Annotated in this window: 21 protein-coding genes; 19 read left to right on the top strand and 2 right to left on the bottom strand. The window is 60.2% G+C overall.

The window, feature by feature from the left end; translation table 11 throughout:
* Positions 1-43: 43 nt before the first annotated feature.
* The 6 genes from fliD (at position 44) to EDC30_RS00700 (ending at position 5,112) form a co-directional block, all read left to right on the top strand.
* Complete coding sequence (gene fliD / locus EDC30_RS00725) at positions 44-2,053, top strand: flagellar filament capping protein FliD (protein ID WP_132256373.1); 2,010 nt, start codon at positions 44-46, stop codon at positions 2,051-2,053.
* Positions 2,054-2,065: 12 nt separating this feature from the next.
* The gene (fliS, locus tag EDC30_RS00720; RefSeq protein ID WP_132256371.1) at positions 2,066-2,542 is read left to right on the top strand and encodes a flagellar export chaperone FliS; all 477 of its coding nucleotides are present in this window, start codon (positions 2,066-2,068) and stop codon (positions 2,540-2,542) included.
* Between the two features lie 7 nt (positions 2,543-2,549).
* Positions 2,550-2,885 carry a flagellar protein FliT gene (locus tag EDC30_RS00715; protein WP_424446886.1) on the top strand — a complete coding sequence of 112 codons (336 nt, stop codon included), beginning with the start codon at positions 2,550-2,552 and terminating at the stop codon, positions 2,883-2,885.
* 2 nt (positions 2,886-2,887) lie between these two features.
* On the top strand, positions 2,888-3,991 hold the full coding sequence (fliK, locus tag EDC30_RS00710) for a flagellar hook-length control protein FliK (protein WP_132256369.1): 1,104 nt from the start codon (positions 2,888-2,890) through the stop codon (positions 3,989-3,991).
* Positions 3,978-4,265, top strand: coding sequence for an EscU/YscU/HrcU family type III secretion system export apparatus switch protein (locus EDC30_RS00705; protein ID WP_132256368.1), 288 nt, complete (start codon positions 3,978-3,980; stop codon positions 4,263-4,265). Before fliK ends, EDC30_RS00705 begins: the two co-directional genes overlap by 14 nt.
* Before the next feature lie 76 nt (positions 4,266-4,341).
* Positions 4,342-5,112, top strand: a complete 771-nt coding sequence (locus tag EDC30_RS00700; protein ID WP_132256366.1) for a flagellar brake protein — start codon at positions 4,342-4,344, stop codon at positions 5,110-5,112.
* A gap of 27 nt (positions 5,113-5,139) precedes the next feature.
* Here the strand turns inward: EDC30_RS00700 and fliE are convergent, their stop codons facing one another.
* Positions 5,140-5,490, bottom strand: a complete 351-nt coding sequence (gene fliE / locus EDC30_RS00695; RefSeq protein WP_132256364.1) for a flagellar hook-basal body complex protein FliE — start codon at positions 5,488-5,490, stop codon at positions 5,140-5,142.
* Positions 5,491-5,709: 219 nt separating this feature from the next.
* Here fliE and fliF point away from each other — a divergent pair, with 219 nt between their 5' ends.
* The 13 genes from fliF (at position 5,710) to fliR (ending at position 16,487) form a co-directional block, all read left to right on the top strand.
* Positions 5,710-7,371, top strand: a complete 1,662-nt coding sequence (fliF, locus tag EDC30_RS00690; RefSeq protein ID WP_132256362.1) for a flagellar basal-body MS-ring/collar protein FliF — start codon at positions 5,710-5,712, stop codon at positions 7,369-7,371.
* Positions 7,364-8,359: a flagellar motor switch protein FliG gene (fliG, locus tag EDC30_RS00685; RefSeq protein WP_132256360.1), complete on the top strand. Its 996-nt coding sequence runs from the start codon at positions 7,364-7,366 to the stop codon at positions 8,357-8,359. The genes fliF and fliG overlap by 8 nt, the downstream gene beginning before the upstream one ends.
* Positions 8,352-9,014 carry a flagellar assembly protein FliH gene (gene fliH / locus EDC30_RS00680; RefSeq protein ID WP_132256358.1) on the top strand — a complete coding sequence of 221 codons (663 nt, stop codon included), beginning with the start codon at positions 8,352-8,354 and terminating at the stop codon, positions 9,012-9,014. The genes fliG and fliH overlap by 8 nt, the downstream gene beginning before the upstream one ends.
* The gene (gene fliI, locus EDC30_RS00675; protein WP_132256356.1) at positions 9,014-10,417 is read left to right on the top strand and encodes a flagellar protein export ATPase FliI; all 1,404 of its coding nucleotides are present in this window, start codon (positions 9,014-9,016) and stop codon (positions 10,415-10,417) included. The genes fliH and fliI overlap by 1 nt, the downstream gene beginning before the upstream one ends.
* A gap of 33 nt (positions 10,418-10,450) precedes the next feature.
* Positions 10,451-10,891 (top strand): flagellar export protein FliJ, encoded by a 441-nt coding sequence (gene fliJ / locus EDC30_RS00670; RefSeq protein WP_132256355.1) that lies wholly within the window; start codon positions 10,451-10,453, stop codon positions 10,889-10,891.
* Between the two features lie 53 nt (positions 10,892-10,944).
* Complete coding sequence (locus tag EDC30_RS00665; protein ID WP_132256353.1) at positions 10,945-12,087, top strand: flagellar hook-length control protein FliK; 1,143 nt, start codon at positions 10,945-10,947, stop codon at positions 12,085-12,087.
* Between the two features lie 141 nt (positions 12,088-12,228).
* Positions 12,229-12,753, top strand: a complete 525-nt coding sequence (gene fliL / locus EDC30_RS00660) for a flagellar basal body-associated protein FliL (RefSeq protein ID WP_132256351.1) — start codon at positions 12,229-12,231, stop codon at positions 12,751-12,753.
* 7 nt (positions 12,754-12,760) lie between these two features.
* Entirely contained in the window at positions 12,761-13,759 is a 999-nt protein-coding gene (fliM, locus tag EDC30_RS00655) for a flagellar motor switch protein FliM (protein ID WP_132256349.1), read from the top strand.
* A complete protein-coding gene (fliN, locus tag EDC30_RS00650; RefSeq protein ID WP_132256347.1) occupies positions 13,752-14,171 on the top strand; it encodes a flagellar motor switch protein FliN in 420 nt (139 codons plus the stop codon). Before fliM ends, fliN begins: the two co-directional genes overlap by 8 nt.
* Positions 14,168-14,641, top strand: coding sequence for a flagellar biosynthetic protein FliO (gene fliO, locus EDC30_RS00645; protein WP_243656593.1), 474 nt, complete (start codon positions 14,168-14,170; stop codon positions 14,639-14,641). Before fliN ends, fliO begins: the two co-directional genes overlap by 4 nt.
* Positions 14,631-15,413, top strand: a complete 783-nt coding sequence (fliP, locus tag EDC30_RS00640) for a flagellar type III secretion system pore protein FliP (protein ID WP_132256345.1) — start codon at positions 14,631-14,633, stop codon at positions 15,411-15,413. Before fliO ends, fliP begins: the two co-directional genes overlap by 11 nt.
* A gap of 8 nt (positions 15,414-15,421) precedes the next feature.
* Positions 15,422-15,691, top strand: a complete 270-nt coding sequence (fliQ, locus tag EDC30_RS00635) for a flagellar biosynthesis protein FliQ (protein ID WP_132256343.1) — start codon at positions 15,422-15,424, stop codon at positions 15,689-15,691.
* A 19-nt stretch (positions 15,692-15,710) separates the two neighbouring features.
* Positions 15,711-16,487, top strand: a complete 777-nt coding sequence (gene fliR / locus EDC30_RS00630; protein ID WP_132256342.1) for a flagellar biosynthetic protein FliR — start codon at positions 15,711-15,713, stop codon at positions 16,485-16,487.
* Positions 16,488-16,489: 2 nt separating this feature from the next.
* Here fliR and EDC30_RS00625 read toward each other — a convergent pair whose 3' ends face one another.
* Positions 16,490-17,791: an HD-GYP domain-containing protein gene (locus EDC30_RS00625; protein ID WP_132256340.1), complete on the bottom strand. Its 1,302-nt coding sequence runs from the start codon at positions 17,789-17,791 to the stop codon at positions 16,490-16,492.
* Positions 17,792-17,891: the final 100 nt, after the last annotated feature.

Genomic DNA, 17,891 nt, shown 5'->3' with positions numbered 1-17,891 from the left:
TGCCGATAACCAAGTATATTGTGGTTTTCCGCAGGAGGCGCAAATGGCACTCTCTTCACCGGGCATAGGTTCCAATCTCGACATCAACAGCATCGTCTCGCAGTTGATGATGATTGAACAACAGCCTTTAACCAAGATCGCCAAGCAGGAAGCCAGCTATCAGGCCAAGCTTTCTGCGATTGGTTCGATTAAAAGCGCACTTTCCTCATTTCAGACCGCGGTCAACGGGCTCTCTGACATCAGCAAATTTCAAGCGACCAAGGTGACGGCCGGGGATACAGCAGTGGCCAGCGCCACCGGCAGCGGCAGCGCCACGCCGGGCACGTATGCCCTTGAGGTAGCCAAGCTGGCGCAGGCACAGAAGCTTGCCTCTGCCGGACAGAGCAGCACCAGCGCAGCAATCGGCACCGGCACCATTACTATCGACTTTGGCACCATCAGCGGGGGCAGCTTCGACAGCGTCACCGGTAAATACACCGGAGCGAGTTTCGCCAGCAATGGCGCCGGCAGCAAGACTATCACCATCGGCAGTGGCGACAATTCGCTTGCCGGCATCCGCGATGCGATCAACAAGGCCGGCATCGGCGTCACCGCCAACATCGTCAACGACGGCGGCACGTCGCCCTACCGCCTGGTGCTGAGCAATGCCGCCACCGGCCAGGCCAACAGCATGAAGATCTCGGTGACAGGCGACGCCGGCCTGCAGGCCCTGCTGAACCATGATCCGGCGGCAGAGCCTGCCAGCCAGGCGTTCACTGAGACAGTGACAGCCCAGAATGCGGAATTCAAGGTTGATGGCGTATCTATCAGCAAACCTGGCAATAGCGTGAATGACGTTATTCAAGGCGTCACCCTCAGCCTATACAAGACGAATGCCGGCAGCCCCACGAACATCACTGTGGCACGCGACACTTCTGCGGTCAGCGGTGCGGTCGGCCAGTTCGTTGCCGCGTACAATAAAATTAATGCCACGCTGAACCAGCTTTCTGCCTACGATCCTGAAACCAAGACCGCCGCCGTGTTAAATGGCGATGCCACCTTGCGCTCCATCCAGACCCAGATCCGTGGCGTGCTAGGCACTGCCGTCGAGAATAACAGCGGCGCATTTAACCGCTTGTCCGATATCGGCGTAGCCTTGAACAAGGATGGGACCTTGGCGCTGGACAACGCCAAGCTGCAAAAGGCGATGGAGAAGAATTTTTCCGACATCGCCGACCTGTTCGCCGCCACAGGAAAGGCTAGTGACAGCCTGATCTCCTACACTGGCTCCACATCCAAGACGGGTGCTGGCTCTTATTCTATAAATATTACGCAGTTGGCAACGCAAGGCCGCACCGTTGGCCAGGGCGCAGCCGGCCTCACGATCGACGCCAGCAACGACACACTGGAAGTGAAGCTTGATGGCGTCACCACCACCATCAAGCTGTCACAGGCGACGTATGCCAATGCAACAGCGCTGGCAGCAGAGATTCAAGGAAAAATCAATGGCGCGTCCGAATTCTCAGCGGCGGGCGCGACAGTCAAAGTTAGTTCAGCAGGCGGTATCCTTTCCATCGTATCGGATCGCTACGGCTCCGCTTCCAATGTTGAAATCGTCTCGGGTAACGGCTTGGCCAATTTGTTGGGCGGAGGGCAAACCGCCACTACCGGACTGGATGTGGCGGGAACACTGAACGGTGTCGCCGCAACTGGTGCAGGCCAGACGCTTACCGGCGCCAAAGGTTCGCCAACAGAAGGCCTCAAGCTGACAATCACTGGCGGAGCACTCGGGGACCGGGGCACGATCAATCTTTCCAGAGGCTATGCCAGCAAGTTTGATTCGCTCCTCACGTCATTACTCGACACAAAAGGCCCTCTAACTTCTCGCACCGATGGCCTGAATGCAACGCTCAAAAGCCTGTCCGACCAAAAGGAGCGTATCAGCGACCGTCTAATCGATATCGAAAAACGCTACCGCGCGCAATTCACAGCACTGGACGTAGCCATCGCCAGCATGAGTCAAACCAGCAACTACCTGGCACAACAACTCGCCAACCTTCCCAAGTTTGAATAAGGGGGACACCTAATGTTTGGAACACTCAACAGCGGGGCTAATGCCTACGCTAAAGTCAGCGTAGAAACCGGCGTTGCTGCCGCCAGTCCGCACAAATTGATCGTCATGCTGTTTGACGGCGCTTTGGCGGCGATCGCTAACGCAAACGCGCAAATGAAGTTCGGCGACATCGCAGGCAAAGGCAAATCGATTTCCAAAGCGATCTCCATCATTGACAGCGGCCTGCGCGCCAGTCTCGACAAGAGCGCAGGCGGCAGCATTGCCGCCAACCTCGACTCACTATATGAGTACATGAGCAATCGCCTGTTGCAGGCGAACCTGCACAACCAGCCGCAACTGCTGGACGAAGTGAGCGGTTTACTGAAAGATCTCAAGGCTTCATGGGAAGCGATCGGCGAAACACCCGCACAGCCGCAGCCAGCTGCCCCAACGCCAGTGCTGCAAAACGACCCGCTCGCCCCTCATACTGCCCGATTGGTAAAGGCCTGATCGCATCATGATGAATAGCCAAGAAGTCATTTCCCTGTACGAAACCGTCGCCGTCATTACGGATCAGATGCTGTCAGCCGCGCGCGAAGGCGACTGGGACCGCCTGGTTGAACTGGAAACGCGCTGCGCCAGCCATGTCGCGACGCTGCGCCAGGGAGAAGCACCGGTCGCCCTCACCGGCGAATCGCGCCTGCGCAAGGTCCAGATCATCAACAAGATCCTTGCCGACGACCGCGAGATCCGCAACCTGACCGAGCCCTGGATGTTGCAGCTGTCGCAAATGATGAATAGCGCCGGCACCGAGCGCAAGCTCTCCCAAGCCTACGGCGCCAGCCAGGGCTGAGCATGCTGCCGCGGGCCGATAGTCTCGGATCACGGCCCCTTGCCTACGTCGAGGCGCCGGCGCCGGTCGGCTCGAGCACCGATGCGCGCCAGGAGTCTTACCACCGGCTGAACCAGATCGCGCTTGGCCAGCAGGTTCCGGCCAAGGTTCTGGAACGGCTGCCGGACGGCACGTTTCTGGTGCGTGTGGCCGACGCTTCCGCGCGCATGTCCTTGCCGGTCGGCGCCAAGGTCGGCGACGACCTTTCCATGACGCTGGTGGAGCGGCAGCCCCGCCCGACCTTCCTGCTTGGCGGCGGCGCGGCAAGCCTGGCCGGAGATGCGCCTGCCACCCTGAGTCAGGCCGCGCGCCTCATCGACAGCCTGCTGCAAGCGGCGCAACGGAATGGCGCGGCGACGGCCGCCATCGGCAGAACGCCTCTCCTCCCCTCGTCCGCCATGGATGCCGGCCAGCTGGCCGCGTCGCTGCAGGATGCGGCGGATGGCAGCGGCATCTTCTATGAATCCCATCTGGCCCAGTGGGCGGCAGGCAACCGTTCACTGGCGTCGGTCCTGCGCGAGCCGCAGGCTGCCCAGAATGGCACCGCCAAGGCCGACGGCGCCACGGATGCGGCGCTGTTACGTCATCTGGCCGGTCAATGGATCGGCAATGGCCGTTCACTTTCGGAACTGGCGTCGGAGCTGCATGCGCGTGCCGGCAATGTCCTGCAGCCTGGCATGGAGAATGGCGCGTTGAACTCCCAGGCGGCACAACTGATTCATGCTCAGCTTAACAGCCTGGAAACCCAGCGATTCGTTTGGCAAGGCGAGCTGTGGCCCGGCCAGAAGCTGGAGTGGGAAGTCGAGCGGGATGAGCATGGCGCTCAGCAAGGCAAGCAGGAACCGCAGGAAAACTGGCAAAGCGCGGTCAGGCTTGAATTGCCGGCGCTAGGCGAAGTCTCCGCCACGATTCATTTAAAGGGAAACAAGGTCAGCATCCTGGTGCGCGCCGGCACGGCCGACAGCGCGGCGCTGCTGCGCGCGCATGGCCCCGAGCTGGCGCTGGCGCTGGAAGCGGCGGGTTCTCCGCTGGAGGCCTTGATTGTGAACCAAGATGACCAAGCCTGATTACCGCCCGCAGAATGCCGTGGCGCTGGCCTATCTCGCCGGCGAGCCGGCGCCGAAGGTGCTGGCCAAGGGCCGTGGCCTGATTGCCGAGGAAATCATCCGCCGCGCCCGCGAAAATGGCGTATTCGTGCATGAATCCAAGGAACTGGTGGCCTTGCTCATGCAAGTCGACCTTGACAGCCACATTCCGCCGGCGCTGTACCGCGCCGTTGCAGAACTGCTGGCGTGGCTTTATCATCTTAACTCTGGGCAACACAATAACGACGAGGTATGATGTGCGATCATCGCGCACACGAGCACTGCCAGGAGACGGCAGCAATACCCAGCTCATCCGATAAATCAATATCCAGATGCAGACCATTATTAATCCGGACAGTCCGAGGGAAGAGGAATTAAGCCCATTCAAGGTGCATTCGCGCCGGGAGATTCTCGCCCTGCTGCGCTCGCTCGAACAGCAGCGCCAGCTCATCACGCTGACGGTGAACGGCAGCGCGGAAGCGGTCATCACTTCCGTGGTCGGCGTGGATGAAGATACCGGCACGCTGTACATCGACTGTGCGACCGATCCGGCGATGAACCGCCGTGTTACGGAAAGCGAAAACCTGTCGTTCGAGACCGTGCTCGATCGTATCCGGATCATGTTTTTTGCCGGCGAGGCCAAGCAATGCACTTACGGCGAACATCCGGCGCTGGCCGTGCCGATCCCCGAATTCATCATTCGCCTGCAGCGGCGCGAACATTACCGCGTACCGACCCCGATCACCAACCCGGTTCGCTGCACCATCCCGATCCAGCATGAACTGGGCACCGAAACCGTTACCCTGATCCTGCAGAACGTCAGTGGCGGTGGTATCGCGCTGGTCGACGAGAAAAAGTCCCTGGATCCGACTTTCGGGACGGTTTACCGTGATTGCAAGATCCATTTGCCTGGCAATACGGTGGTAGTCACGGCGCTTCAGGTGCGAAACTGCCAGGATATCACCCTGCCAACAGGGAAATCGGTGCGCCGCATCGGCTGTCTCTTCATCGAATTGCCGCCGGCCATGCTGTCGGCGATCCAGCGCTACATCACCAAGCTCGAGCGTGAGCAGAATGCCAAGCGTGCCGGCATGATGACTTGAGCGGCCGGCTCGCTTCGATCTTCGGCTTTACACCTGCATGTTCATGATGTCGTGATAAGCCGATACCAGCTTGTTGCGCACCTGGACCGTGGCCTGGAAATTGATGTTCGCCTTTTGCATTGAAATCATGACATCGGACAGGCTGACCTTGTCGTCGCCCATCATGAATGCCTGGCCAAGCTGCTCGGACTTCTGCTGTGTCTGATTGACCTGATCGAGCGACGCTTTCAAGGCTTCGCCGAATCCCACCTTCTTGGTCGACGTGGTTCCGGCATCGGTGGCGACCGGATTCACGCCTCCCTGCGGCCGGGTGGCTGCCGACTTCAATTGCGCCATCATCGCTTCAATGCGGCTGGTATCGATCAACTGGGTTTTCATGCCCGACTCCTCATAGGTAAAGCTTTTTCACCCCGCTACCTTAACAGCCACGCAAAAATGCGACGCTCTGATAAGCTGTGGAAATATTGCTTTATTCCAAGGATTGAATTTTCCCGCAGCGCGGACAATGAGCGAAAACCCGAAAAGGGATAGGCATTTGAGGATAGACGTGAACCAAACGATCGAAATCGACAATAACAATGTTCATGGAGGCACATCATGGCAGTAGCTGGTGAAGGCGCAATTGTTGGTGAAGGCGCCGTCGCTCCAGGCGTGATGAATTTCGCCCGCTCGCCGGCCGGCCGCAACATCGTCATGATGGTGGGCGCCGCGCTGGCCGTCGCCGTCATGGCTGGCGTCTGGATGTGGAGCCAGCAGCCGGATTACCGCGTGCTGTTTTCCAATTTTTCAGACCGTGACGGCGGAGCGATCGTCGCTTCGCTGCAACAGATGAATATCCCCTACAAGTATGCCGACGGCGGCGGAGCAATCCTGGTCCCGGCCGACAAGGTGCATGACGCCCGCCTGAAGCTGGCCTCGCAAGGCTTGCCCAAAGGGGGTAATGTCGGCTTCGAGCTGATGGAAAACCAGAAGCTGGGCGTGTCGCAATTCCATGAACAGGTCAATTTCCAGCGCGCGCTGGAAGGCGAACTGGCACGCTCCATCCAGTCGATCGCCCAGGTCGCCGCCGCGCGCGTGCACCTGGCCTTGCCGAAGGCATCGGTCTTTGTGCGCGATCAGCAAAAGCCGACCGCTTCGGTCCTGATCAATCTGCAGCCGGGCCGCTCGCTCGACCAGCAACAGGTCAACGCCGTGGTGCACCTGGTAGCCAGCAGCGTGCCGGACCTGCCACCCAAGAACGTGAGCGTGATTGACCAGAATGGCAACCTGCTGTCGCAGAACGACAAGCAGCGCGATGCCAACGGCCTCGATCCGACCCAGCTGAAGTACGTGCAGGAACTGCAACAGAGCATCGTCAAGCGCATCGAATCGATCATCAGCCCGATCGTCGGTCCCGATAACGTGCGCGCCGAAGCGACCGCCGATGTCGATTTCAGCCATACCGAGCAGGCCGCCGAAATCTACAAGCCCAACCAGGAGCCGAACAGCGGCACGGTGCGCAGCCAGCAATCCAGCGAATCCGTCAATGGCGCGCAGAACGCCGCATCCGGCGTGCCGGGCGCGCTGACCAACCAGCCGCCGGCGCCAGCCACCGCGCCTCTGACTGCGCCGCCGGCAAACGGCGCGCAAAATGGCGCCGCCGCCAATCCGGGCGCCAGCGTGCAGAAGGAAGTCACGGTGAACTATGAAGTCGACAAGACCGTGCGCTACGTGCAGCAGCCGATGGGCGGCGTCAAGCGCCTGTCGGTCGCCGTGGTGGTCAACTACAAACGCGAAGTCGGCAAGGATGGCAAGGTCACCATGAAGCCGCTCAGCGATGCGGAAAAGGCGCAGATCACCGACCTGGTCAAGGAAGCGATGGGCTACAATCGCGACCGTGGCGACAGCCTCAACGTGGTCAACAGCCCGTTTGCCGGCAACGATACGCAGAATCTCAAGCTGCCGCCGATCTGGGAACGCCCGGACGACATGCTGCAGCTCGCCAAGGATTACTGGCGTTATCCGGTGGCGCTGCTGATCATGATGATGGTGTATTTCAAGGTGTTCAAGCCGATCTGGAATCGTGTCGACGAAAAGCTCAATCCGGCGCCACCGCCGCAGATCGAGCACGCTGAAGAAGACGACGACGAAGTCGAGGACGTCGTCGAGATCGAATCGCGCGCCTACGTCAGCAACCTTGAAAGGGCCAAGCAGCTGGCGCGCGACGATCCGAAGCTGGTTGCCAACATAGTCAAGACATGGGTGGGTACAAATGAGTGATGTCGGCGTTGAAAAAGGCGCGATCCTGATGCTCGCGCTGGGCGAAGACGAAGCTGCGGAAGTCATGAAATACCTTGGTCCGCGCGAAGTGCAAAAGCTGGGCGCAGCCATGGCCACCATGAAAGGCGTGGCCAATTCGCGGCTGGATGAGGTGCTGAACGAGTTCCGCAAGGAGACCGAACAGGCATCGGCGCTGGGCGTCGATTCGGACGAATACATCCGCCAGGTGCTGACCAAGGCGCTGGGCGACGACAAGGCCGCCTCTCTGCTTAACCGCATCCTCGGTTCGCGCGACGCTTCCGGCATTGAAAGCCTGAAGTGGATGGATGCGCAATCGGTGGCGGAACTGATCCGCAACGAGCATCCGCAGATCATCGCCACCATCCTGGTGCACCTGGAGCGCTACCATGCCTGTGAAGTGCTGGACCATTTCACCGAGCGCCTGCGCAACGATGTCATCATGCGCATCGCCACGCTCGATGGCGTGCAGCCGGGCGCCTTGCGCGAACTGAACGATGTGCTGACCAAGCTCCTGTCGGGTAACGAAAGCATCAAGAAAAAACCGATGGGCGGCATCCGCGCCGCGGCCGAAATCATGAACTTCCTATCGAGCGAAACCGAGCAATCGGTATTGTCGAACCTGAAAAACTACGATGCCGACATGGCGCAAAGGATCATGGACGAAATGTTCGTGTTCGATAACGTCCTCGATATCGAAGACCGCGGCATCCAGATCCTGCTGCGCGAGGTTCAGTCGGAATCGCTGATCGTCGCATTGAAAGGCGCCAGCCAGGAACTGCGTGAAAAATTCTTCAAGAACATGTCATCGCGCGCCGCCGAAATGATGCGCGACGATCTCGAATCGAAAGGTCCGGTGCGGCTTTCGGAAGTCGAGGCTCAGCAGAAGGAAATCCTGCAGATCATCCGCCGCCTGGCCGACGAAGGCCAGATCATACTGGGCGCCAAGGGCGAGGATGCGTATGTCTGACACGATTTTGCCGAAGGAATTGCAAACCGCGTTCCAGCGCTGGGAACTGAATTCGTTCGACCCGCCCAGGCCGGCACCGCAGCCGGCTGCGCCGAAGGTCACGATCGAGGAAATCGCCGCTATCCGCGAGGAAGCCCGCGCCAAAGGTCATGCCGAAGGCCTCGCCGAGGGACTGGCGGAAGGACGCGCCGAGGGCTATGCGGAAGGCATCGAGCAGGGACGCGCCGATGCGGCCAGGGAAGTCGCCCATCTGCACGAGATCACCGCCCAGCTTGGCAGCGAAATTGCCAAGGCTGACCAGGCCATCGCCAGCGATGTCCTGCATCTCGCTTTGGATCTGGCGAAAGCCATGCTGAAAACCGCGCTGGCGGTGCGGCCCGAACTGATGATGCCGATCGTCAGCGAAGCGATCCGCTATCTGCCGAGCCTGCAGCAGCCCGCCCTGCTGATGCTGAACCCCGCCGATGCAGCGCTGGTCAAGGCGCAGATGCACGACGAGCTGGACAAGGCCGGCTGGCGCATCGTCGAGGACGAGCATATCCAGCGTGGCGGCTGCCGCATCGACACGGCGACCAACCAGATCGACGCCACCATCGAAACGCGCTGGCAGCGCTTGGCCGAGACGCTCGGCCAACAGTCGGATTGGCTTAAATAATGAGCACCCTCGCCTCCCACACCGAACGCTGGCAAGCCTATTTGCGCGACTGCCGCGAATTGACGGCGATCGCCGAACCGATGCAGGTGTCGGGACGCGTGACGCGTGTGGCGGGGCTGGTCATGGAAGCGGTCGGACTGAAACTTGCCGTCGGCAGCGCCTGCACCATTCCGCTGCCGAACGGGACAAAGATCGAGGCCGAGGTAGTCGGTTTCAACGAAGACAAGCTGTTTTTAATGCCGCAAAGCGATGTCGAAGGCGTCGTGCCCGGCAGCCGGGTTTTTCCGGTGGAGCCGGTGCAGTCGCTGCCGGCACCCGGTACCGTCAATCATCCCCGCCGCCGCCCGAGCGACCGCGGCCGCCATCTTCCGGTCGGCGACGAATTGCTGGGCCGCGTGCTGGATGCCGCCGGCCGCCCGCTCGACAACCTGGGCCCGCTGCATGCCCGGCATGCCGCGCCGCTGAACGTGCGCGCCGCCAACCCGCTTGGGCGCGAGCCGATTTCGCATATTCTCGACGTGGGCGTGCGGGCCATCAACAGCATGCTGACGGTCGGCCGCGGCCAGCGCATGGGCCTGTTTGCCGGTTCGGGCGTCGGCAAGTCGGTCCTGCTCGGCATGATGGCGCGCTATACCACTGCCGACGTGATCGTGGTGGGCCTGATCGGCGAACGCGGACGCGAGGTCAAGGAATTCATCGAACAGATCCTCGGCCCGGAAGGCTTGGCCCGTTCGGTGGTCGTCGCCGCGCCGGCCGATACGCCGCCGCTGATGCGCTTGCAGGGCGCTTCCTATACCACGGCGATAGCCGAGCATTTCCGCGACGAAGGCAAGCATGTCTTGTTGATCATGGATTCCCTGACCCGCTACGCCATGGCGCAGCGTGAAATCGCGCTGGCGATCGGCGAGCCGCCGGCCACCAAGGGTTATCCGCCTTCGGTGTTCGCGAAGCTGCCGGCGCTGGTCGAGCGTGCCGGCAATGGCAAGCCCGGCGGCGGTTCGATCACCGCCTTCTACACCGTATTGACCGAAGGCGACGATCAGCAGGACCCGATCGCCGATTCCGCCCGCGCGATCCTGGACGGCCATATCGTGCTCAACCGTAGCCTGGCCGAAGCAGGCCACTACCCGGCCATCGATATCGAACAATCGATCAGCCGGGCGATGCACAATATTACCGAGAGCGGCCATCAGCAACTGGCGCGGCGTCTGAAGCAACTGACGTCCCGCTACCAGCGCAACCGCGACCTGATCAGCGTCGGCGCCTATGCCCATGGCAGCGACCCGGTGCTGGACCAGGCGATCGCCCTCTTCCCGCAAATAGAGAAATATTTGCAACAAGATATCAGCGAACGCGCTGGCATAACCGAGAGTTTGCAGCAACTTGCCTCTCTATTCCCTTGATTGAAACCGGGCCGAATCGTTTAAGATGACAACATGGCCAATCCCTCTGCACTGCATACACTGATCGACCTCGCTTCCAAGGATAGCGACGAAGCGGCCACGCGCCTTGGCGAAGCCATTCGCGCAGCCGAGGAAACGGAGAAGAAGCTGAATCTGCTGGTGGGTTATCGCGACGAATACGCGGCGCGCTTCCAGAGCAATCAGGCGACGGGCATCTCGGCGGTGGAATATCGGAACTTTCAGGTATTCATCGGCAAGCTCGATACCGCGATCGCCAGCCAGCAGGCCGTCGTGCAAAATGCGAAGAACCGCATCGAGAACGAGCGCAGGAAGTGGCAGGAATGCGAAAAAAAACGCATGTCCTACGACACTCTCGCGACCAGGGCGGAAAGCGCAAGGCAGCTCAAGGAAAACAAGCGGGAACAGAAACAGATGGATGAATACGCCTCGCGCAGCGCCATGTTCAAGCGCTGACAGGCCACAAGAACAGAACGCGACAAGATCAACGAAACAACGGTGACGACATCATGCAGACTCCAGCGATACTGAATATTTCCAACCCTGCTGCGGGCACGGCTACGACCAAATCGGCTGGAAACGTTTCCAATAGCGCCTTCAACCAGATGCTGTCGCAGCAGATTGCCGACCGGCGCGATAGCGCTCAGCCGCGCACGCAGACACCGACGCCATCGCCGGCAAACAACAAGACGCCGGAAGCCCGTCCTGCAGCGCAAACAGCGAACAAGACTGACTCCACACAAGGCAACAAGACCGAAGCCAGCAAGGGTAGCGGCGACCAGGAACAGGATCGCACCGAGGAATCCGCCGATGCCGGCAATGCCCAGCCGACCGCAACCCAACTGTTGGCCGAGGCGGCCGGCGCCCTGTTGCTGCAGCAAAGAGCAAACGATGGCGCAGGCGCGGCGGATAGCCAGGCCGGCGCGGGAATCCGCGATGTCGCAGCCGATGGCGCCAAGCGCGCAGGCAAAGCCGATTTGCTGGCTGTCGGCGACGGCGCGGATAAGCGTGCCGACGGCAACGCCGACTTTATGGCGTCGCTGCGGGATGCCACCGATGCGAATGCGGCAACCGACTCCGCACGAGGCAAATCACTCGATAAGCTGACAGAGCTTGCGTCGGCGAAGGCGCAGGAAACACCGGCCCTGGCTATCCCTGCCGCGCATATGCAAGGCGCGCAGGAACTGGCTCAACTGGCAGCCGGCAAGGTCACGGACCACCTGGCGCCGCGGGTCGGCACGCCAAACTGGGATCAGGCCCTGGGACAAAAAGTCGTCTGGATGGTCGGCGGTGCCCAGCAGTCGGCTTCGCTCAGCCTGAATCCGCCGGATCTCGGCCCCATGCAGATCGTCCTTAACGTCAACAATGGCCAGGCCGATGCAAGCTTTTATGCGGCCCAGCCCGAAGTCAGGCAAGCCCTGGAAGCCGCCCTGCCGAAACTGCGCGACATGATGAGCGAGGCAGGCGTGCAGCTTGGCCAGGCATCGGTCAGCGCCGGCATGCCGGAGCGGCATGACCAGCCGGGCGAGCGTTCGGCGTCGCAAGGAAATGGCGGTTCGGCTGGCATGGCCGGCAATGACGCCTCGCAGCCGGCCGTGACACGCGTTACCCAGATTACGCAGGGACAGGGACTGGTCGATACCTTTGTTTAAACGCGCGGCCATTTCGACACAGGAGCGGCAAAACAATAGCGCCGATATGCGGTTGCTTCCCCGCTCTGTTCGAGGTATGCAGCCAACGGATTTTTTTCAATAATTACCTTATTCGAATAAGTAGAACGCAAGGATACGTACATGGCGACTTCTCCTAAAGCCGGAACAAAAGCGCCCGCCAAAGGCGCCGAAGGGGCGGAGACTGCGAAATCCAAAAGCAAGCTCCCGGTGATCCTGGTCGCGCTGGTGCTTGGCGCAGCCGCGGCCGGCGGTGGCACCTGGTATTTTCTGGGACAGAAGCCGGCCACTCCGCACAAGGCAGAAAAGAAGAAAGTCGATCCGGGAAAGCCGCCCGTATTGCTGGCCATGGAACCTTTCACCGTCAACCTGCAGCCCGACGGCATGGGCGACCAGTATCTCCAGGTGGCGTTCTCGCTGCAGGTTGGCGACGAAAAGCAACTGGAACATTTGAAGCCTTACCTGCCGCAGCTCCGCAGCCGGTTATTACTGCTTTTATCGGGCAAGAAAGCTTCCGAGATTTCCACCGTCGAGGGCAAGAATAAGCTGGCAGAGGAAATACTTAACCTCTCCAAGCAGCCGTTTTCGCCGGGCGGCGAGGAGCAGGAAATGTCCAATGTGTTTTTTACCTCGTTCGTGATTCAGTAAGACTGCCATGTCTGAAAATTTCCTTTCACAAGAAGAAGTTGACGCCCTTCTACGCGGCGTCAATGGCGACCTGGACGACTCCCCGGCGCCTGAAGATGTGTCAGGAGTGCGTCCCTATAACCTGGCGACGCAGGAGCGCATCGTCCGCGGCCGCATGCCGACGCTGGAAATCATCAACGAACGCTTTGCCCGCCTGCTGCGCATCGGCCTGTTCAATTTCCTGCGGCGCACCGCCGAAGTGTCGATCGGCCCGGTACGGGTATCGAAGTACAGCGAATTCATCCGCAACCTGGTAGTCCCCACCAACCTCAACCTGGTTCATATCAAGCCGCTGCGCGGCACTGCGCTGATCGTATTCGATCCGAACCTGGTGTTCCTGCTGGTCGATAACCTGTTCGGCGGCGATGGCCGCTTCCATACCCGTGTCGAAGGTCGCGACTTCACCCAGACCGAGCAGCGCATCATCCAGCGCGTGCTGGAAATCGTTTTCGAGAATTATGCGAAGTCATGGGAACCGGTGTATCCGGTCGAATTCGAGTACATCCGTTCCGAGATGAACACGCAGTTCGCCAATATCGCGACGCCGAACGAAGTGGTGGTGTCCACCACTTTCACGATTGAATTGGGCCCGGTCTCCGGCGAAATGCATTTCTGCACGCCGTATTCGATGATCGAACCGATTCGCGATCTGCTGACCTCCAGCATGCAGGGCGAAACCCTGGAAATGGATAAGCGCTGGGTGCGCCTGATGACGCAGCAGATCCAATCCGCCGAAGTGGAACTGGTGGCCAACATGGGAACCGCCCGTGTCACCTTCGGCGATATTTTGAACATGAAAGCCGGTGACATCATTCCAATCACAGTCCCATCGACCATCGCTGCAGAAGTCGACAGCGTGCCGGTGATGGAATGCAGTTACGGAAAATTCAACGGTCAGTACGCGCTACGGGTTGAAAAATTGCTGACCCATGGTGGCGAATTTGCGCAAGGAGAAGAAAATGGCTGACGAAAACGACAACCAGGCCAGTATCGAAGACGATTGGGCTGCGGCGATCGCCGAACAAACCCAAAGCGAGGCAGCGACAGCTGCGCCTCAGCCGGCCGCAGCCGCGCCGGTTTTCCAGGATTTCGCCGCAGGTTCCAAGACATCCACGCACAACGATATCGAGTTCATCCTCGATATCCCGGTGCAGCTGACGGTGGAGCTGGGCCGCACCAAGATCGCCATCAAGAACCTGCTTCAGCTGGCGCAGGGTTCCGTGGTTGAACTGGACGGACTGGCGGGCGAACCGATGGACGTTCTGGTGAACGGCTGCCTGATCGCCCAAGGCGAGGTGGTGGTGGTCAATGACAAGTTCGGTATCCGCCTGACGGACATCATTTCCCCGTCAGAACGCATCCGCAAGCTGAATAAATGATGGGCATTTTCCGCTTCCGCCATTGGGCGCAGCACGGCGTTTGCACCGCATTGCCGGCGCTGCTGTTCACCGCGCAAAATGCTGCCGCACAGACCGCGGCCACGGCGGCGCCGCAAAGTGCTGCCGCTTCGGCAAGCGGATTCTTCCAGGTCCTGATGGGACTGGTCATCGTGCTGGGCCTGCTGGCGGCAATCGCCTGGATGCTCAAGCGCTTCAACATATCCCGCCTGACCGGCAATGCGCCGGTTAAAATCGTCGGCGGCGTTTCGGTCGGTAACCGTGAGCGGGTCGTCGTCGTCGAAGTCGCCGGCCAGTGGATTGTCGTCGGCGTCGCTCCCGGACAGGTCAATGCGCTCTCGACCATGCCGCGCCCCGAAAATGCACCTTCACCGGAGCAGGCAACTCCACAGCAGGTTGACAACTTCAGCGCCTGGCTCAAGCAAAAGATTGATAGACGCAATGCCCAATAAGACTTCCTCCGCACGCTGCAACCGTTTCCGCTCGCTGGCATGCCGCGCGAGCGTATTGTTGCTGCTTGGCGTGCCTTTGCTGGCGGCTGCGCAGCAAGCCGGCTTGCCCGCCCTGACCAGCACCCCGGCTCCCGGCGGCGGACAAACCTATACCCTGAGTCTGCAGACGCTGATCCTGCTGACCGCGCTTTCGGTACTGCCGGCGCTGCTGCTGATGATGACCAGCTTCACCCGCATCGTCATCGTCCTGTCGCTGCTGCGCCAGGCGCTCGGCACGCCGTCCGCGCCGCCCAACCAGGTGCTGATCGGTCTATCGCTGTTTCTGACGCTGTTCGTGATGGGGCCGGTGCTGGACAAGGTCTACACCGACGCCTACCAGCCGCTTTCAGAAAACAAGATCACCATGCAGCAGGCGCTGGACAGGGGCGCCGCGCCGCTCAAGGAATTCATGATGAAGCAGACCCGCCAGTCCGATCTTGCCCTGTACCTGAAGATTTCCGGCAGCCCTGCCGTGCAGGGTCCGGAACAGGTGCCGCTGCGTGTACTGGTGCCGGCCTTCATCACCAGCGAGCTGAAGACGGCCTTCCAGATCAGTTTCGCCATCTTCATTCCCTTCCTGATCATCGACATGGTGGTGGCCAGCGTGCTGATGTCAATGGGTATGATGATGGTGTCGCCGGCAATCGTCGCCCTGCCCTTCAAGCTGATGCTGTTCGTGCTGGTTGATGGCTGGCAGCTGCTGATCGGCTCGCTGGCGCAAAGCTTTTACTAGGATCCGCCATGACTCCCGAAACCGTCATGACCATGGGCCGTCAAGCCATGGAAATCACCCTGATGATCGCCGCCCCCATGCTGCTGGTGGCCCTGATAGTCGGCCTTGCAGTCAGTATCTTCCAGGCCGCCACGCAGATCAACGAAGCCACCCTGTCATTCATTCCCAAGCTGGTCGGCATCTTCATCGCCCTGATCGTCGCCGGACCATGGATGCTGTCGGTCATGCTCGATTACATGCGCCAGATTTTCAGCGGCATCCCGGGAATGATCGGATAACGGCGCCGCATCGCATCACATGATTTCCATTTCCAGCGCTGCGCTCAATGCCTGGATCGCCGGCCTGCTGTGGCCGCTTTCCCGCATTCTCGGCTTGATGGCGACGGCGCCCCTATTCAACAGCAGGAATATCCCGGCGCGCAGCAAGGCCGGCATCGGCATGCTGCTGGCGCTGATCGTGGCGCCGGCGGTGCCTACCGTCCCGGCTGTGGACCCCATGTCGCTTGCCGGCCTGCTGATCCTGGCGCAGCAAATAGTGATCGGGCTGGCCATGGGCATGTCGATGCGCATCGTATTTGCCGCGGTAGAAATGGCTGGCGAACTCATCGGCATGACCATGGGCCTGGGCTTCGCCACTTTCTATGACCCGCAATCGTCAGGACATTCCTCCGCCATCAGCCAGTTCCTGGCCCTGCTCATGCTGATGTTCTACCTGGCCGCCAATTTTCACCTGATGCTCATTTCCGCGCTGGTGGACAGCTTTGCCACCATGCCGGTCGGCGCGGGGAATATCGGACCAAGCATGGAGTTGCTGGTATCGTGGGGCACGCGCATCTTCAGCGCCGGCGTGCAACTGTCGCTGCCGATCGTCGCCGCCCTTCTGATCAATAATATCGCGCTAGGGGTGCTGACCCGCGCCGCGCCGCAATTGAACATTTTCGGCATCGGCTTCCCGATCGCCATCGGGGTGGGCTTCATCATGATCGCGCTGACCCTGCCTTACCTGGCCACGCCAATCGAACGGCTGCTACAGGAAGGCATCAATATGGCGGCCACCGTCGCGACCCCGCGCTGACCCTAGCCGGCGCCGTCAAGCAGGTCGATAAGCGGCTGGAGGATTTGCGCCTCTTCCGCATCCAGGGTAGCGCAATGCAGCGCCAGGTTGCGGGCGATATCATGCAGCCGCCATTGTATTTCCCGGCCGGCGACCGCCACTTCGAACTGGATTTCCTTGTCATGCGCCAGGAATTCCTCGATATTCTCGTTCTTGCAGATTTCCAGTCCCGTGCTGTTGAAAGCGCGCTTGACGGCAAAAATCTGCTGTATGCCCTTGGCCAGGGAATCCTTGCCGGCGCGGGACTTAAGCGCGGGCGTATCCGCCAGCGTCTGGCAATGTTGCAGGGCCGCGTCAATGCAGCCTGACAGCATCTGCACCCTGTCATAGACCATCTGATGTTGGGTGCTATCCTGGACCGCGGCCTGCTGCTCCTCGCCGCACAGGCGCAGCACGCTCGACACCGCCGACACCAGTTCATGGGCATGCTCGCCCGGAATGATTTTCAACGCCAGCTCGGCGCGCTCGAGCGGACGGTCCTGGCGCATCAGCACGCCGGAAATCATTTCGGCGACCGACAGGATCTGCCCTGCGATGCTGATGTTCTTGCCGCTCAGACGGCGGGGATAGCCGCCGCCGTCGAAACGCTCGTGGTGTTCGGATACGGCTTGCGCGACTGACGGCGGAAAGTTCTCCAGCTCATTGATCAGCATTTCGCCGATACGCGGATGCACGACGACATGTCGCCATTCATGCGGACGCAGCCGCCGCTTGCTGTCGAGGTATTCGGGCTCGATATACAGCTCGCCGATATCATGCAGCAGGCCGGACAGCGCCACCGTGCTCTGGACATTCTCGCCGAGCCCCATCTTCTTCGCCAGGCAAACCGATACCAGGCTGACCATGACGCTATGCGACAGCGCGGTTTCGCCGCCGCGTTCGGTGATCGTCAGCATCAGGCTCATGGAATTGCCGAACTTCGCCTGTTTCATGACATCCAGCGGCGACGGCCCCTTGTTGGCGGTCGCCTTTTGCATCACGCCCACAGGCGCCAAAGTATCCATCAACTGTCGGGCGGCGTTCACCACGATCTCGCTGTTGACGCCATTGGCCACCGCAATACTGGATTCGAGCGGCTTTTGCAGCTTGTGCAGGATCAGTCGCTCCTGCAGGTCACGCGAGATGCGTGCACCCTTCGCCACAAGCTTCATGCCGCGCGCGTCAAAAATGTCTTCTGTCGCCTCGACATCTCTTTCTTCGGACAGAGTCATTACCTTGTCCAGGTAATGCTTGTTGACTTCATTGATTGAGACTTCTTCCGTCATGAGTTTGGTAGTTCTTTGAATTCCAGTATTGGCTACTGGTCTTGGCGGATGGATGGGATTTGTAATTTTAGTTATTGCCTTAACGAAACATTAACATGAT

Source organism: Paucimonas lemoignei, assembly GCF_004342585.1.
GTDB lineage: Bacteria > Pseudomonadota > Gammaproteobacteria > Burkholderiales > Burkholderiaceae_D > Paucimonas > Paucimonas lemoignei.
Note: the sequence above shows the minus strand (reverse complement) of the source record. Positions and strands in the feature narration are given on the sequence as shown.

What these genes read in the sequence shown, in the direction of transcription:
- fliD (WP_132256373.1), top strand. Translation starts at nt 44, where the DNA reads ATGGCACTCTCTTCACCGGGCATAGGTTCCAATCTCGACATCAACAGC.
- fliS (WP_132256371.1), top strand. Translation starts at nt 2,066, where the DNA reads ATGTTTGGAACACTCAACAGCGGGGCTAATGCCTACGCTAAAGTCAGC.
- EDC30_RS00715 (WP_424446886.1), top strand. Translation starts at nt 2,550, where the DNA reads ATGATGAATAGCCAAGAAGTCATTTCCCTGTACGAAACCGTCGCCGTC.
- fliK (WP_132256369.1), top strand. Translation starts at nt 2,888, where the DNA reads ATGCTGCCGCGGGCCGATAGTCTCGGATCACGGCCCCTTGCCTACGTC.
- EDC30_RS00705 (WP_132256368.1), top strand. Translation starts at nt 3,978, where the DNA reads ATGACCAAGCCTGATTACCGCCCGCAGAATGCCGTGGCGCTGGCCTAT.
- EDC30_RS00700 (WP_132256366.1), top strand. Translation starts at nt 4,342, where the DNA reads ATGCAGACCATTATTAATCCGGACAGTCCGAGGGAAGAGGAATTAAGC.
- fliE (WP_132256364.1), bottom strand. Translation starts at nt 5,490, where the DNA reads ATGAAAACCCAGTTGATCGATACCAGCCGCATTGAAGCGATGATGGCG.
- fliF (WP_132256362.1), top strand. Translation starts at nt 5,710, where the DNA reads ATGGCAGTAGCTGGTGAAGGCGCAATTGTTGGTGAAGGCGCCGTCGCT.
- fliG (WP_132256360.1), top strand. Translation starts at nt 7,364, where the DNA reads ATGAGTGATGTCGGCGTTGAAAAAGGCGCGATCCTGATGCTCGCGCTG.
- fliH (WP_132256358.1), top strand. Translation starts at nt 8,352, where the DNA reads ATGTCTGACACGATTTTGCCGAAGGAATTGCAAACCGCGTTCCAGCGC.
- fliI (WP_132256356.1), top strand. Translation starts at nt 9,014, where the DNA reads ATGAGCACCCTCGCCTCCCACACCGAACGCTGGCAAGCCTATTTGCGC.
- fliJ (WP_132256355.1), top strand. Translation starts at nt 10,451, where the DNA reads ATGGCCAATCCCTCTGCACTGCATACACTGATCGACCTCGCTTCCAAG.
- EDC30_RS00665 (WP_132256353.1), top strand. Translation starts at nt 10,945, where the DNA reads ATGCAGACTCCAGCGATACTGAATATTTCCAACCCTGCTGCGGGCACG.
- fliL (WP_132256351.1), top strand. Translation starts at nt 12,229, where the DNA reads ATGGCGACTTCTCCTAAAGCCGGAACAAAAGCGCCCGCCAAAGGCGCC.
- fliM (WP_132256349.1), top strand. Translation starts at nt 12,761, where the DNA reads ATGTCTGAAAATTTCCTTTCACAAGAAGAAGTTGACGCCCTTCTACGC.
- fliN (WP_132256347.1), top strand. Translation starts at nt 13,752, where the DNA reads ATGGCTGACGAAAACGACAACCAGGCCAGTATCGAAGACGATTGGGCT.
- fliO (WP_243656593.1), top strand. Translation starts at nt 14,168, where the DNA reads ATGATGGGCATTTTCCGCTTCCGCCATTGGGCGCAGCACGGCGTTTGC.
- fliP (WP_132256345.1), top strand. Translation starts at nt 14,631, where the DNA reads ATGCCCAATAAGACTTCCTCCGCACGCTGCAACCGTTTCCGCTCGCTG.
- fliQ (WP_132256343.1), top strand. Translation starts at nt 15,422, where the DNA reads ATGACTCCCGAAACCGTCATGACCATGGGCCGTCAAGCCATGGAAATC.
- fliR (WP_132256342.1), top strand. Translation starts at nt 15,711, where the DNA reads ATGATTTCCATTTCCAGCGCTGCGCTCAATGCCTGGATCGCCGGCCTG.
- EDC30_RS00625 (WP_132256340.1), bottom strand. Translation starts at nt 17,791, where the DNA reads ATGACGGAAGAAGTCTCAATCAATGAAGTCAACAAGCATTACCTGGAC.